This is a genomic window from Modestobacter sp. SYSU DS0511 (assembly GCF_054050755.1).
Map to the genome: position 1 here is coordinate 20,254 of NZ_JBJGZY010000027.1, position 14,481 is coordinate 34,734.

Sequence of the window (14,481 nt, forward strand, 5' to 3'; positions counted from 1 at the left end):
GTACGGGGAGGTCAGGGGGCGTCGACGACGGCGGCGGTGCTGGGCGCGGGGGCCTCCGCGGCGGAGGCACCCAGCAGGGCGACGGCGGTGAGCGCCAGGCCGATGCAGGCGACCGTCACCAGCCGGAGGCCGCGGTGCTCGACGACGGGGACGGTGCGCTGCGCGGGGCGCGGGCGCCCACCGGCGGCGACCCAGGCCCCGGCCGACGGGCTGGTGGCCAGCAGCAGCTTCCCGGTCGGCACGCCCAGGGCGACCAGCGCCAGGCCGGGCAGCGGCAGCCCCCCGGCCACGGTGAGCTCGGCGCCGAGCAGTCCGGCGGTGCCGAGCACCGCCAGCAGTGCGATCTCCGCGCAGCTGACGCCGACCAGCAGACCCCGCCCCGCGCCGTCGACCAGGCTGGCCCCGCCACCGGCGGCGAGCACCACCCAGCCGGCCAGCAGCAGCAGGCTGACCGCCACCAGGATCCCGGAGGGCCGCACCCCGGTGCCGAAGACGCCGTCCAGCGCGGCCAGGCCGAGGGCGAGCAGGCCGAGGGCCTCCACCACGGCCAGCCCCCCCGCGGCGACCACGGCGGCGGGCGGCCGCAGCGAGCGGGCCGCGACCGGTGCCGACGGGCGGAGGGCCGGGCGGGGGACGTCGAGGACTGCGCTGGTCACGGGAGCTCTCCGGGCCGGGGACGGGTGTCACCCGTTCCGTCGGCCCCTGCGGGCAGGCGCCCGAGCGCCATCGGCGAGCACTCACCCGGAGGGGTGAGGCCCCGGCGCGGCCCCGGGTGGGCGGCGCGGTGTCGCAGCGGTGATCATCGACGCGGGGCGTGCCCGGGTCCGGCCGGCGCCCACCCGCCGTCCCCACGACCACTCGAGGAGAGCCGTGAGCGAGACCGACCCCCGCACCCAGCGACCTGCCGGGGCCCCGCCGGCAGCGACGCTCCCCGAGACGGTGCGCCCACGGCCAGCCGGGGCGCCGCGGCTGCCACGGCGGTCGACCCGCGACACCCCCGACCCGGTCGTCGACTGCGCCGTCTACGTGGCGGGCGAGCGGCACGACACGTCTCCCGACCAGGCGCTGTCGGTGGCCCGCGAGCAGGGCGGGTACGTGTGGCTGGGGCTGTTCGAGCCCACCGAGGAGGAGCTCACCGCCCTCGGCGAGCACTACGGCCTGCACCCGCTGGCCGTGGAGGACGCCGTCTACGCCCACCAGCGGCCCAAGCTGGAGCGCTACGACGACGCGCTGTTCATGGTGCTGAAGACGGCGCGGTACGTGGAGCACGACGAGCTGACCGCCACCAGCGAGGTGGTGATGACCGGGGAGATCATGGTGTTCGTCGGCGCCGACCACGTGATCACCGTCCGGCACGGCAACCACAGCGAGCTCAGCCGGCTGCGCAAGGCGCTGGAGCAGCAGCCGGACCTGCTCTGCCTCGGCCCGGCCGCCGTCCTCTACGGCATCGCCGACCACGTCGTCGACGACTTCGTCGAGGTGGCCGAGGCGGTCGAGGACGACGTCGAGGAGCTCGAGGTCTCGGTCTTCAGCGCGGCCCGCACCGACGACACCCCGCGCATCTACCAGCTCAAGCGCGAGCTGATGCAGCTGCGCCGGGCGGTGGGCCCGCTGGAGCTGCCGCTGTCCACGCTGGCCGACCGGCCACTGGAGCTGGTGCCGGAGGGCATGCGCTCGTACTTCCGCGACGTGCAGGACAACGCGCTGCGCACCCGGGACCAGGTCGCCGGGCTCGACGAGCTGCTGTCGAACATCCTGCAGGCGGCGCTGGCCCGCATCTCGGTGGCGCAGAACGAGGACATGCGCAAGATCTCTGCCTGGGCCGGCATCATCGCGACCCCCACGCTCATCGCCGGGATCTACGGGATGAACTTCGACGTGATGCCCGAGCTGCACCAGGTGTGGGGCTATCCGGCGGCGCTCCTGCTCATGGTCGGCGTCTGCTTCGGCCTCTACCGCGGCTTCAAGCGCAACGGCTGGATCTGACCCCTCCCGCTCCGCTCCGCCGTTTGCGCCATGGAGCACGCATCACTGACCCGTGATGGGTGCGCCATGGCGCAAACGGCCGGGGCTGTGGACGACGGGGGCAGGACGGGGCGCCGATCGGGCAGGGTGCCCCGGTGCCGCCCGTCCCGCTGGTGCCCGAGGAGCTGCGCAGCGGCGCCTTCCGCGGCTCGACCGCCGTCCGTGCGGGGCTGCTGACCCGCCGCCAGCTGAGCGGGGCCAGCTGGCGGCGGCTCTTCCACGACGTCTACGTGCACCGCGACCAGCCGGTCACGCACGACCTCCGGGCCCGCGGGGCGGCGCTGTTGCTCCCCTCCGCCGTCGTCACCGGGGCGAGCGCGGCCGTGCTGTGGGGACTGGACGCGGCCGGGCCGGACGACGACGTCGAGGTGACGATGCGGCCGGGCACCTCCATGGTCCGGGTCGCGGGGCTGCGCGCCCGCCGGGCCCGACTGCGACCTGCGGACGTCGTCCGGAGGAAGGGGCTGCGGACGACGACGCCGGCCGCCACGGCAGTGCGCCTGGCCGCGGAGCTGCCGCTGGAGCCTGCCGTCTGCGCGGTCGACCAGCTCGTCGCCCGGGGCGTCGTGGACCTCGCGGCCGTGCGAGCGCGCGCGACCGTCGCTCGCGGTCCTGGGTCGGCCCGGGCCAGGACCGTCGCTGCGCTCGCCGACGGCCGGGCCGGCTCACCCCAGGAGACGCGGGTGCGGCTGCTGATCGGCTGGAGCGGGCTGCCGGCCCCCGTCGCGCAGTTCGAGGTGCGTCACGGCGGCCGGTTCGTGGCGCGGGTGGACTTCGCCTGGCCGGCACAGCGTCTGGCCCTGGAGTACGACGGGCTCTGGCACGCCGAACCGGGTCAGTTCGCCCGTGACCGGGAGCGACTCAACCGCCTGCGCGAGGCCGGCTGGCGGGTCGTGTTCGTGACCGCCGCGGACCTCCGGGACCCCGCCCGGCTGGTCGCGCGGATCGCCGCGGCCCTGGCCGCGTGAACCCGATTACGCGCTGGAGCACGCATGGGCACCGGCTGATGCGTGCTCCAACGCGCAAACGCCGGCGCCGAAGGGGTCAGGGGGACTTGGCGGCGACGACGGCGTCGTAGACCACCCGGCGGGGCAGGCCGGTGCGCGCCACGACGGTGCGGATCGCCTGCTTGCGGTCGGCCCCGGCGGCCTCCTCGGCGGCGACCTCGGCCGCCAGCTCCGCGGGCTCCAGCGAGACCGGCCCGGCGACCGCGCCGGCCACCACCAGGGTGATCTCCCCGCGCACGCCCTCGGCGGCCCACGTGGCCAGCTCCCCCAGCCCGCCGCGACGGACCTCCTCGTGGGTCTTGGTCAGCTCCCGGCAGACCGCGGCGGGCCGGTCGGCGCCGAACGCCGCGGCGGCGTCGGTGAGCGCGTCGGCCAGCCGGTGCGGGGACTCGTAGAAGACCATCGTCCGCGGCTCTGCGGCCAGCGCGGCCAGCGTCGAGCGCCGCTCCCCGCCCTTGCGGGGCAGGAACCCCTCGAAGGTGAAGCGGTCGCACGGCAGGCCGGAGACGGCGAGGGCGGTGACGACGGCGGAGGGCCCGGGCACGGAGGTGACCTCGATGCCGGCCTCGATGGCGGCGCGCACCAGCGTGTAGCCGGGGTCGGAGACCGAGGGCATGCCGGCGTCGGTGATCAGCAGGACGGTGCGGCCCTCGGTCAGCGCGGCGACCAGCCCGGGCAGCCGGGCCCGCTCCACGCTCTCGTGGAAGGTGACCACCTTCCCGCTGAGGGTCACCTCGAGGTCCTTGGCCAGCCGGTGCAGCCGCCGGGTGTCCTCGACCGCCAGGACGTCGGCCTCGGCCATCGCCTGCCGCAGCCGCGGGCCGACGTCGCCGGGCTGACCCAGCGGGGCACCGCCGAGCACGAGTCGTCCAGTCACGGTGCCGAGCCTGTCACGCCGCCAGCAGCCGGCCCGCCCGCAGGGCCCGGCGCGAGCTCCCGGGCGCGGGCAGGTCCGCTGTCTACCCTGACCGGCATGGCGGTGCTGGCCCCCGAGCGGATCGAGTCGGCACCGGAGGACCCCGCTCGGCCGCGCCGGCTCCGGCGCCCGCCACGGCCGCGTCGTCAGCCGGTGCCCCGGCTCCCCGACGACCGGCGGCTCGCCGCGGTGCTCACCGCGCTGCTGGGCCTGGCCACCCTGGCGTCCCGGTTGTGGGGCATCAGCTACCCGCGGGAGCTGGTCTTCGACGAGGCGTACTACCCGCCGGAGGCCGCCGAGCTGCTGGAGCTCGGCTACGAGTACAACCGCGGGTACACGTTCATCGTCCACCCGCCGCTGGGCAAGTGGCTGATCGCGGTGGGCGAGCAGCTGTTCGGCTACGACTCCCTGGGCTGGCGGTTCCCCAGCGCGGTCGCCGGGACGATCGCCGTCGTCGTGCTGACCCGGCTGGCCCGGCGGCTGACCGGGTCGACGCTGCTGGGGCTGGTCGCCGGCCTGCTGCTTGCGCTGGACGGGTTCTCCTTCACCCTGGGCCGGATCGGCCTGCTCGACGTCTTCCTGCAGGTCTTCGTGGTGTCCGCGGTCGCCTGCCTGGTCGTCGACCGGGACCGGGTGGCCCAGCGCGTCCGCGCCGGCGCCGACCGGGTGACCGCGACCGGGTTCCGGCTGGGGCCGCGCGGCTGGCGGATCGCCGCGGGGGTGCTGTTCGGCTGCGCCTGCGGGGTGAAGTGGAGCGGCGTGTGGTTCCTGGCCGCCTTCGCCATCCTGTCGCTGTGGTGGGACCGGGCCACCTGGCGCGAGGCCGGGGCGGCCCGGCCGACGCTCGCCGCGCTGCGCCGGGGGCTGCCCGGGGCCACGTGGGCGCTGGCGGTCGTCCCGGTGCTCACCTACCTGGCCACCTTCATCGGTTGGTTCCGCGGCGAGAACGCGCAGGGCCGGCACTGGGCGGAGCAGAACCCGGACACCGACTGGCCGTTCGTGCCCGGGGCGCTGCGTGCGCTGTGGCACATGCACGCCGAGTGGCTGAGGTTCCACAGCGGGCTGTCCAGCCCGCACCCGTGGGAGTCCGGGCCGTGGTCGTGGATCGTCGACGGCCGGCCGATCCTGCTGTGGAACCCGCAGGGGCTCACCGACGCCGACGGCGGGCAGGTGGTCCGCTACATCCTGATGCTCGGCACGCCCACGCTGTGGTGGCTCTTCCTGCCGGCGACGCTGTGGCTGTTCTGGCGGATCGTGGCCCGTCGCGACCGGGCCGCGGCCGTCGCCGCGACCGGGATCGCCGCCGGCTGGCTGACCTGGTTCATCAACACCGAGCGCACGATGTTCATCTTCTACATGGCACCGGCGGTGCCGTTCTTCGTGCTGGCGGTGACGCTGGTGCTGCAGGACGTGCTGGGCCGACCGGGCGCGGGCACGTTCCGCCGGCAGGTGGGCCTGGGCGCGGTGTGCCTCTACCTGGCGGTGGTGGCGATGACGTTCGTCTTCTTCCACCCGGTGCTCACCGGGTCGCCGCTGTCGCACGCGGAGTGGCTGCAGCGGATGTGGTTCCCCTCCTGGTTCTGAGCGCCACGCCCACGGTGCCGGTGGGCTGGACCCCGGGACGGTCAGCTCGTCCCGACAGCTGCCCAGCAGGGACACCGAGAGCCCCGTGCGCCTGGTCCCGTGCGCCTCACCCCGGACGGCGAGGTCGCTGGGGTGGTCGGGCTCGTCCGGCCCCACGGCGCGGTGGGTGACCACGGATCGGCGACCGGGCTGCCCGCGGGGCAGCACGTCGAAGGTCGGCGTGACCCCGGAGACGACGAAGGCCGGGCCCCTGGCGGGACCCGGCCTGTCTGGTGGAGCTGAGGGGATTTGAACCCCTGACCCCCTCGATGCGAACGAGGTGCGCTACCGGTCTGCGCCACAGCCCCGTGGTGCGGGAACGAGGTTACCTCCCGCTCCCGCCGGCGCTGCCAGGGGGGCAGCGCCGGCGGGTCCGCCTCAGCCGTTGGCGACCCGGCGCGGCTGGTAGACGTCGACGTCGGCGAAGCCGATGTCGTCGTCGTCGAGGCCCACGACCGCGCTGTGCTGCCAGCCGGCGGGCGCCGGGGTGCGGGCGGCGACGACGCGCCCCGGGCGCAGCGGGTGCACCGGTGCCAGCGGCAGGCTGGGGTGCTGTGCGGCCGGTGCCTGGGGCGGCACCACGGCCGCGGCCGGGCGGGCGTCGTCCCAGCCCGCGGCGGGGCGGGCGCTCGGGTGGCCCTCGGCGCGCGGCGCCGGCCGGCGGACCGGGCGCTGGGCGGCGCGGGCGGCGCGGCGGGCCGCCGCGCGGCGCTCCCGCTGGGCGGCGGCGCGGGTGACCATCAGGTAGCCGACGACGGCGACGTCGAGCAGCACCTGCGGTGCCCACATCCAGCTGCGCCAGGCCAGCGCCCCGACGAGGGCCAGCAGCGCGAGCGCGAGCAGGCCCGCCAGCGTGCGCCGGCGCAGCGCGTGCACGTCGACCTGCAGCTCACCGCTGCTGCGCAGCAGGGCGCGGTCGATCGACACCCGCTCGGTCTCGGCGTGGACCACCGGGTCCACCGCACGCCGACGCTGGAGCGTGCGACCCGAGTCGGGAGCCGCCGTCCTGCTGGAGCCGTCGCCCCGGGTGACCACCATCGGCACCAGGACCACGAACCACAACACGACGAGAGCGGCCAGCAGCACGCCTGATCCCATCACGAACACCCCGATCCATCCCTGGCACCACGACACGACCCCGATCCCTGGGGCCACACGAGTCACATCAGTCACTCGCGGAGTCAAGGTAAGGGCGCGGTCTGCCGATGGACGGGACGTTCACCGGTGTGTCGGCGCGATGCCTGCCCGCACCGGCGTGTCGGCGTCCCGGGCGGGTCCCGGAGCGGTACCGCTGAGCCGTCGCGCGATCCTCCTCGTCGCCCCCGGACTGCGCGCTCGGGCCGCCGGACCCCCAGGCACAGGAGGCTCCGCACCCGGTCTCCGGCAGAGGACCGGGTGCAGAGCCCCCTACGCCCCGGGTGGTGCGTCCGGGACGCGGGAGCGCCAGCGCTCGAACACGCCGGCGGGCGCGTCCTCGGCGAGCAGCGCGTAGGCCAGGTGGTCCCGCCAGGCCCCGTCGATGTCCAGGTAGCCGCGCAGCAGCCCCTCCTGCCGGAAGCCGAGCCGCTCCACCAGCCGCCGGCTGGGCCGGTTCTCCGGGCGGATGTCGGCCTGCAGCCGGTGCAGCCCCACCGGGCCGAACGCGTGGTCGCAGACCAGCGCCACGGCCAGCGAGGTGACCCCCTGCCCGGCCACCGACCGGTCGACCCAATAGCCCAGGTGCCCCGACCGCAGCGCCCCGCGCACGATGTTGTCCACGGTGACCTGCCCGACCAGCCGGCCCTGCCAGCGGATCGCGAACGGCAGCGAGCTGCCCGTCCGGGCCCGCCGCCCGGCGACCCGCCGCATCCGGCGGTACGCCGACGGGGTGTGCCGCTGCGACCAGGGCACCTCCGACGACGGCTCCCACGGCGCCAGCCACTGCTCGTTGTCCAGCCGCAGCCGGGACCAGCCGACGGCGTCGGCGCGCCGCAGGGGGTGCAGCTCGACCGCGCCCCAGGCCAGCCGCGCCGGCCAGCCCGGGTGCGGAACCGGTTCCAGCTCAGCCGCCCAGCAGCATGGGCATGACGGTGACCAGGCCGCCGGCAGCGACCTCGGTGACGTCCTCGTCCACGACGATCAGGCAGTTGGCCTTGGCCATCCGGGCGAGCATCGCCTGGTCGCCGTCGCCGATCGGCTCGACCACGTAGCCGCCGTCGGGGTGGCGCATCACCTGGCCGTGCAGGTACTGGCGGTAGCCCAACGGCGACAGCAGCTGCTGCGCGGAGACGGCCTGCACGGTGCGGCGGAACAGCTGCCGCTTGCCGAGCATCAGCCGGATCGCGGGGCGCACGAACACCTCGAAGGCCACCAGCGCGGCGACCGGCTCCCCCGGCACGCAGATGACCGGGACGTCGTTGGGCCCGAGCTTGCCGAAGGCGTGCACCGGGCCGGGGTGCATCGCGACCTGGGTGAAGGTGAGCCCGCCGAGCTCGGCCAGCGCCTCCTGCAGCAGGTCGGGGCCGGCGTTGGCGAAGGTGCCGGCGATCAGCACGACGTCGCTGCGCAGCGTCTGCCCCTCGATGAGCTCCACCATCCGGCGCCGGTCGGGCGGCAGGATGCCGGCCCGGTACGCCTCGGCCCCGGCGTCGCGGGCCGCGGCGGCCAGGGCGTAGCTGTTGACGTCGACCACCCGGCCGGGCGCCGGCGGGGTGCCGACGTCGACGAGCTCGTCGCCGGCGGCGAGCACCGAGATCCGCGGGCGCGGCCGGACCGCCACCCGTTCCCTCCCGACCGCGGCCAGCAGGCTGATCTGCGCCGGGCCGATCGGGGTGCCGACCTGCACCGCGACGTCGCCCGGGGAGACGTCGTCGCCGACCCGGCGCACGTAGCTGCCCGGCGCCAGCGCGGCGAACACCCGGACCCGGGCGACACCCTGGTCGGTCCAGGCGGCCGGGACGACGACGTCGGCCCCGGCGGGCAGCATCGCGCCCACCGCGACCCGCACGGCCAGCCCGGCGGAGATCGCCGGCGCCCCGGTCGACCCGGCCTCGGTGTCGCCGACGACGGCGAGGTCGACCGGCTCCTCGACGGTGGCCGCGGCGATGTCGACCGACCGCACCGCGTACCCGTCGAGTCCGGCCTGGTCGAAGGCCGGGAGCGCCAGCTCGCTGGTGACCAGCTCGGCGCAGAGCAGGCCCTGCGCGTCGAGCACGGCCAGCTCGATCGGGTCGGGCTGCGGCACCGCGCCGAGGATCACGTCCAGGTGGTGCTCGACGGTGCGCAGCCGCACACCGGAGACGTCGACGGAACCGGTGTCGGCCTGCGGGTCGGGGGTGCGGTCACCGGTGGCGATCGCCGGGGAGGGCACCCGGTCGGAGGCGAACACCGACCGGTCGACCTGCACGGTGTCCCGGCCCAGCGCCCGCGGGCCGCTGCCGGGGTCGATCAGCTGGGTGTCCCGCGGGGTGGGCACGCCCACCGCCGCCGGATCCGGGCCGCTCGCGTCCCGGGTCCCAGTGGCCAGCCAGCCTCGGGTGTCGTCCTCGCTCATCCCCACCACCGTCGTCCGACCGTCGTCGGTCATCTCCGCCGGCCGGGGTGCCCGGCCGGGCCGCCGTTCGACGGGCCTGACCTCCGATGGTGCCCCCTGACGGCTCCGGTCAGGCCGGCGACGCGCCCTCGGCGGGCATGTCGGCGACGAACTCACGCAGCCAGGGGCCGAACGCGGGGCCGAGGTCGTCGCGCTCGGAGGCCAGCCGGACCACGGCCTTGAGGTAGTCGAGCTTGTCACCGGTGTCGTAGCGGCGGCCGGAGAAGACCACGCCGTGCACCGGCACGCCGTCGTCGACCAGCTTCAGCAGCGCGTCGGTCAGCTGGATCTCCCCGCCCCGGCCGGGCGGGGTGTCGCGGATGGCCGGGAAGACCTCCGGCGGCAGGACGTAGCGGCCGATGATCGCCAGCGAGCTGGGCGCCTCGTCGGCCGGGGGCTTCTCCACCATGCCGGTCACCCGGAACACCGGGTCACCGGCGGCGTCGCCGGAGACGTGCGCGTCCTCGACGGCGACCGCGCCGTACTTGGAGATGTTCTCCGCACCCACGTCCAGCAGCGCGATCACCGCGCCGCCGTGCTCGGCCTGGACGGCGAGCATCTGCTCCAGCAGGTGGTCGCGGGCGTCGATGATGTCGTCGCCCAGCAGCACGGCGAACGGCTCGTCCCCGACGAAGCCGTCGGCCTGCAGGACGGCGTGCCCGAGCCCCTTCGCCTCGCCCTGGCGGACGAAGAACACCTGGGCGACGTCGGTGGACTCGGCGACGGCGTCCAGCCGGCTCTGGTCGCCCTTGGCCTCCAGCGCCGTCTCCAGCTCCGGGGTCCGGTCGAAGTGGTCCTCGATCGCGCCCTTGTTGCGACCGGTCACCATGAGCACCTGGCCCAGGCCGGCGCGGGCCGCCTCCTCGACGATGTACTGCACGGCCGGGCGGTCGACGACCGGGAGCAGTTCCTTGGGCACCGACTTGGTCGCGGGCAGGAACCGCGTTCCCATCCCGGCGACCGGGATGACGGCCTTCGTCGTGGTCGGGCGCTCGGCAGGCTGGCTCGGCATGCGGGCCACCCTAGCCAGCCCGCGCGGGTCGTCGACTCACCCGAGGTGGTGAGGCGGGAGGCGACGCTGCGCACATGCCACCGGGCACATGTCGGAGCACGCGCCACCGGGCCCCCGGGCGTGCACGCGCGCGGACCGTGAGAGAAGGTGACCTCCGTCTCCGGGCGCCCGGCCCGTAAGAGCACCGCCCTGGAGGTCCCGTGTCGCCCGAGATCATCTCGATCATCGCCCTGGTGGTGATCTTCGCGATCGCCACGGTCCTGCCGATCAACATGGGCGCGCTGGCGTTCGTGGCCGCCTTCGGGGTCGGCACCCTCGCGGTGGGCATGACCACCGACGACATCATCGCCGGGTTCCCCGGCGAGCTGGTGCTGACGCTGATCGGCGTCACCTACCTGTTCGCCATCGCACAGAACAACGGCACGGTCGACCTGCTGGTCCGGGGCGCGGTGCGGCTCGTCGGCGGCCACGTGGCAGCCATCCCCTGGGTCATGTTCGCCGTCACCGCGGTGCTCACCGCCATCGGTGCGCTCTCCCCGGCGGCCGTGGCGATCATCGCGCCGATCGCGCTGAGCTTCGCCGCGCGGCACGACATCAGCCCGCTGCTGATGGGGATGATGGTCGTCCACGGGGCGCAGGGCGGCGGCTTCTCGCCCATCAGCGTCTACGGCGTCACCGTCAACGACATCGTCGACCGGTCCGACCTCGAGGGCAGCCCGCTCGTGGTGTTCCTCGGCGCGCTGCTGTTCAACATCGCGATCGCCCTGGTGCTGTTCTTCGTGCTCGGTGGGCGCACGCTCCTCGGCCGCAAGGTCGCCGCCGGGCCGGTGCCGCACACCGAGCACGCGCACGGCACCGTCGTCCGCGGGCACGGGGCCGCCCCCGGACCCGGCGTCGGCGGCGACGACGACGAGCACGTGCACCCGGACCGCCCCGAGCCGGTCGGGTTCGAGCAGGTCCTGACGCTGGTCGGCCTGGCGACGCTCGCCGTCCTGGCCCTGGTCTTCGACCTCGACATCGGCTTCGTCTCGATCACCGTCGCCGTGGTGCTGGCGCTGTTCTCCGCGCAGAAGCACAAGGGCGCCGTCGCGCAGATCAGCTGGTCGACCGTCCTGCTCATCGCCGGGGTGCTGACGTTCGTCTTCGTGCTCGAGGAGGCGGGCACCATCGACTTCGTCGGCGACGCGGTCATCGGCCTCGGCGCACCCCTGCTGATCGCTCTGCTGCTGGCCTACATCGGCGGCGTGGTCTCGGCGTTCGCCTCGTCGACGGCGATCATCGGCGTCGCGATCTCCCTCGCCGTGCCGTTCCTGCTCGCCGGGGACATCGGGGCGGTGGGCGTCGTGGTCGCCGTGTCCGTGGCCTCGACGATCGTCGACGTCAGCCCGTTCTCCACCAACGGCGCGCTCGTGCTGGCCAACGCGCAGCACGTCGACCGAGACCGGTTCTACAAGCAGATGCTCGGCTACTCCGGGCTCGTCGTCGCCGCCGGGCCGCTGCTGGCCTGGCTGGTGTTCGTCGTCCCGGGCTGGCTGTGACCACCGGCCTGCCGGCGGATGGCAGGCGGCCTGACGCGGTCCCGTCCCGGTGGGACGCTGACCGGACCACCCACCGACGAGAGGACCTGCGAGCTGTGACTGGCCCCCTGGACGGCGTGCTCGTCGTCGACCTGACCCGGGCGCTGGCCGGGCCGCACGCCGGGATGATGCTCGGCGACCTGGGCGCCCGGGTGATCAAGGTGGAGAACCCCGGGTCCGGGGACGACAGCCGCGGGTGGGGCCCGCCGTTCGTCGAGACCCCCGACGGCCGCGAGTCCACCTACTTCTTCTCCGCGAACCGGAACAAGGAGTCGATCACCCTCGACCTGAAGGACGACGGCGACAAGGCGGTGCTCACCGAGCTGCTGCGCCGCGCCGACGTGCTGCTGGAGAACTTCCGCCCGGGCACGCTGGCCCGCCTCGGCTTCGGCACCGACGTGCTGGCCGAGCTGAACCCGCGGCTGGTGCAGCTGTCGATCAGCGGGTTCGGGCACGACGGGCCCGAGGGCCAGCGGGCCGGCTACGACCAGATCGCCCAGGGCGAGGCCGGGCTGATGTCGCTGACCGGCCCGGGCCCGGACGACCCGCAGAAGGTCGGCGTGCCGATCGGCGACCTGCTCGCCGGCATGTACGGCGGCTACGGCGTCGTCGCCGCGCTCTACGAGCGCGAGCGCACCGGGCGCGGCCAGGTGGTGCGCACCTCGCTGCTGGCCTCGGTCGTCGGCGTGCACGCCTTCCAGGGCACGGCGCACACGGTGGCCGGCCGGGTGCCGCGCGCGCAGGGCAACCACCACCCCTCGATCGCCCCCTACGGCCTGTTCCGCTGCGCCGGCGGCAGCGTGCAGCTGTCCTGCGGCAGCGAGGGCCTGTGGCGGCGGCTGTGCAGCGAGTTCGGGCTGGACCCCGCGGCGCCGGGGATGGCCACCAACGGCGAGCGGGTCGAGCACCGCGACCAGGTGATCGAGCTGCTGGAGGACGCCTTCGCCGACATCCCCGCCGCCGAGCTGCTGGCCCGGCTGGACGCCGCCGGGGTGCCGGCGGGGAAGGTGCGCACCCTGGACGAGGTCTACGCCTGGGACCAGGTCGAGTCCCAGGGGCTGAAGATCACCGTCGAGCACGCGACGGCGGGTGCGCTGACGCTGCCCGGCCCGCCGCTCCGGTTCTTCGCTCCCGGACCGGACGGGGAGATCGAGACCACCCGCCGCGAGCACACCGCTCCCCCGGTGCTCGGCGCCGACGGCGAGGCGATCCGCGCCTGGCTGGCCGGCGACTCGTGACCCGCCTGGACGCCCGCGCGCTGCGCGACCTGGTGCTGGACGCCGGGTCGTGGCGGAGCTGGGACACCCCGGTACCGCCGCGGGAGGTCGACGACGACTACGCCCGCGACCTGGCCCGCGCCGTCGAGCGCACCGGGCAGGACGAGGCGGTGGTCACCGGCGAGGGGCTGCTGCGCGGACGGCGGGTCGCCGTCGTCGCCGGGGAGTTCGGCTTCCTCGCCGGCTCCATCGGCGTCGCCACCGCGGAGCGGCTGATGACCGCCGTCGAGCGGGCCACCGCCGAGGGCCTGCCGCTGCTGGCCGCCCCGGTCTCCGGGGGCACCCGCATGCAGGAGGGCACCGTCGCCTTCCTGCAGATGATCGGCATCACCCAGGCGATCGCCCGGCACAAGGAGGCCGGCCTGCCCTACCTGGTGTACCTGCGCGACCCCACCTTCGGTGGGGTCCTCGCCTCCTGGGGCTCGCTCGGGCACGTCACCATCGCCGAGCCGGGGGCGGCGATCGGCTTCCTCGGCCCGCGGGTGTTCTCCGCGCTGTACGGCGAGGCCTTCCCCGAGGGCGTGCAGACGTCGGAGAACCTCGCCGAGCACGGGGTGATCGACGGCGTGGTGCCGCACGCGGAGGTCGCCGAGGTGGCCGACCGCGCGCTGCGGGTGCTCTCCGCCCGGGAGACCTGGCACCGCGGCGCCCCGGTCGAGGGCCCGGTCGACGGCGACGGCACCGACGCCGACGACCCCGAGGACGGCCGGACGGCGTGGCAGGTGGTCACCGCGTCCCGGCGCACCGACCGGCCCGGCGTCCGGCAGCTGCTGCGCACCGCGGCGACCGACGTCGTGACGCTGTCGGGCACCGGCGCCGGGGAGAAGGACCCCGGGCTGCTGCTGGCGCTGGCCCGCTTCGGCGGCGCGCCGTGCGTGGTGCTCGGGCAGGACCGGCGCGGGCAGTCGCTGACCGCGCCGCTGGGGCCGGCGGCGCTGCGGGAGGCCCGGCGGGGCATGCGCTTGGCCGCCGAGCTGCGCCTGCCGCTGGTCACCCTGATCGACACCCCGGGTGCGGCGCTGTCGGCCGCGGCCGAGGAGGGCGGGCTGGCCGGGGAGATCGCCCGCTGCCTCCAGGACCTGGTGATGCTCTCCGCACCCACGCTCACCGTGCTGCTGGGCCAGGGCACCGGGGGCGGCGCGCTGGCGCTGGTACCGGCCGACCGGGTGCTGGCGACGGCCAACGGCTGGCTGGGCCCGCTGCCGCCGGAGGGCGCCTCGGCGATCGTGCACCGCACCGTCGACCGGGCCGACGAGCTGGCCGCCTCGCAGGGCGTGCGGGCCACCGACCTGTGGCGGGCCGGGATCGTCGACCGGGTGGTGCCCGAGCGCCCCGACGCCGCCGACGAGCCGGTGGAGTTCTGCCGCCGGCTCGGCCGGGTGCTCGCCGAGGAGCTGGCCGGGCTGCTGGGCCGCGACGACGTCGAGCGGATGCGCAGCCGCACCCGCCGGTACCGCCACCTCGGCCGCTGAC

At 75.5% G+C, this 14,481-nt stretch carries 12 protein-coding genes and 1 tRNA gene; 6 read left to right on the forward strand and 7 right to left on the reverse strand.

Going from position 1 to position 14,481, the window contains the following annotated elements; all coding sequences use genetic code 11:
• Positions 1-11 precede the first annotated feature (11 nt).
• Positions 12-656 carry a hypothetical protein gene (locus tag ACI783_RS13975; protein ID WP_457140999.1) on the reverse strand — a complete coding sequence of 215 codons (645 nt, stop codon included), beginning with the start codon at positions 654-656 and terminating at the stop codon, positions 12-14.
• Positions 657-870: 214 nt separating this feature from the next.
• Between ACI783_RS13975 and corA the strand changes: the two genes are divergently transcribed.
• Complete coding sequence (gene corA / locus ACI783_RS13980; protein ID WP_457141000.1) at positions 871-1,986, forward strand: magnesium/cobalt transporter CorA; 1,116 nt, start codon at positions 871-873, stop codon at positions 1,984-1,986.
• A gap of 134 nt (positions 1,987-2,120) precedes the next feature.
• The gene (locus ACI783_RS13985) at positions 2,121-2,993 is read left to right on the forward strand and encodes an endonuclease domain-containing protein (RefSeq protein WP_457141001.1); all 873 of its coding nucleotides are present in this window, start codon (positions 2,121-2,123) and stop codon (positions 2,991-2,993) included.
• A gap of 76 nt (positions 2,994-3,069) precedes the next feature.
• On the opposite strand, the gene rsmI is transcribed toward ACI783_RS13985, so the two are convergent.
• Positions 3,070-3,909 (reverse strand): 16S rRNA (cytidine(1402)-2'-O)-methyltransferase, encoded by an 840-nt coding sequence (gene rsmI, locus ACI783_RS13990; protein WP_457141002.1) that lies wholly within the window; start codon positions 3,907-3,909, stop codon positions 3,070-3,072.
• A 96-nt stretch (positions 3,910-4,005) separates the two neighbouring features.
• Here rsmI and ACI783_RS13995 point away from each other — a divergent pair, with 96 nt between their 5' ends.
• Positions 4,006-5,532: a dolichyl-phosphate-mannose--protein mannosyltransferase gene (locus tag ACI783_RS13995; protein ID WP_457141003.1), complete on the forward strand. Its 1,527-nt coding sequence runs from the start codon at positions 4,006-4,008 to the stop codon at positions 5,530-5,532.
• Positions 5,533-5,802: 270 nt separating this feature from the next.
• Here the strand turns inward: ACI783_RS13995 and ACI783_RS14000 are convergent.
• The 5 genes from ACI783_RS14000 to ACI783_RS14020 all read right to left on the reverse strand — a co-directional run bounded on the left by ACI783_RS14000 (position 5,803) and on the right by ACI783_RS14020 (position 10,154).
• A tRNA-Ala gene (locus ACI783_RS14000) sits at positions 5,803-5,879 on the reverse strand.
• Between the two features lie 70 nt (positions 5,880-5,949).
• Entirely contained in the window at positions 5,950-6,669 is a 720-nt protein-coding gene (sepX, locus tag ACI783_RS14005) for a divisome protein SepX/GlpR (protein WP_457141004.1), read from the reverse strand.
• Positions 6,670-6,978: 309 nt separating this feature from the next.
• A complete protein-coding gene (locus tag ACI783_RS14010) occupies positions 6,979-7,659 on the reverse strand; it encodes a GNAT family N-acetyltransferase (RefSeq protein ID WP_457141035.1) in 681 nt (226 codons plus the stop codon).
• Positions 7,613-9,136, reverse strand: coding sequence for a molybdotransferase-like divisome protein Glp (gene glp / locus ACI783_RS14015; RefSeq protein WP_457141005.1), 1,524 nt, complete (start codon positions 9,134-9,136; stop codon positions 7,613-7,615). The genes ACI783_RS14010 and glp overlap by 47 nt, the downstream gene beginning before the upstream one ends.
• A gap of 76 nt (positions 9,137-9,212) precedes the next feature.
• Entirely contained in the window at positions 9,213-10,154 is a 942-nt protein-coding gene (locus tag ACI783_RS14020; protein WP_457141006.1) for a UTP--glucose-1-phosphate uridylyltransferase, read from the reverse strand.
• A 200-nt stretch (positions 10,155-10,354) separates the two neighbouring features.
• Between ACI783_RS14020 and ACI783_RS14025 the strand changes: the two genes are divergently transcribed.
• The 3 genes from ACI783_RS14025 (at position 10,355) to ACI783_RS14035 (ending at position 14,480) form a co-directional block, all read left to right on the forward strand.
• Positions 10,355-11,692 (forward strand): SLC13 family permease, encoded by a 1,338-nt coding sequence (locus ACI783_RS14025; RefSeq protein ID WP_457141007.1) that lies wholly within the window; start codon positions 10,355-10,357, stop codon positions 11,690-11,692.
• A 95-nt stretch (positions 11,693-11,787) separates the two neighbouring features.
• Complete coding sequence (locus ACI783_RS14030; RefSeq protein WP_457141008.1) at positions 11,788-12,969, forward strand: CaiB/BaiF CoA transferase family protein; 1,182 nt, start codon at positions 11,788-11,790, stop codon at positions 12,967-12,969.
• The gene (locus ACI783_RS14035; protein ID WP_457141009.1) at positions 12,966-14,480 is read left to right on the forward strand and encodes a carboxyl transferase domain-containing protein; all 1,515 of its coding nucleotides are present in this window, start codon (positions 12,966-12,968) and stop codon (positions 14,478-14,480) included. The genes ACI783_RS14030 and ACI783_RS14035 overlap by 4 nt, the downstream gene beginning before the upstream one ends.
• Position 14,481 lies beyond the last annotated feature (1 nt).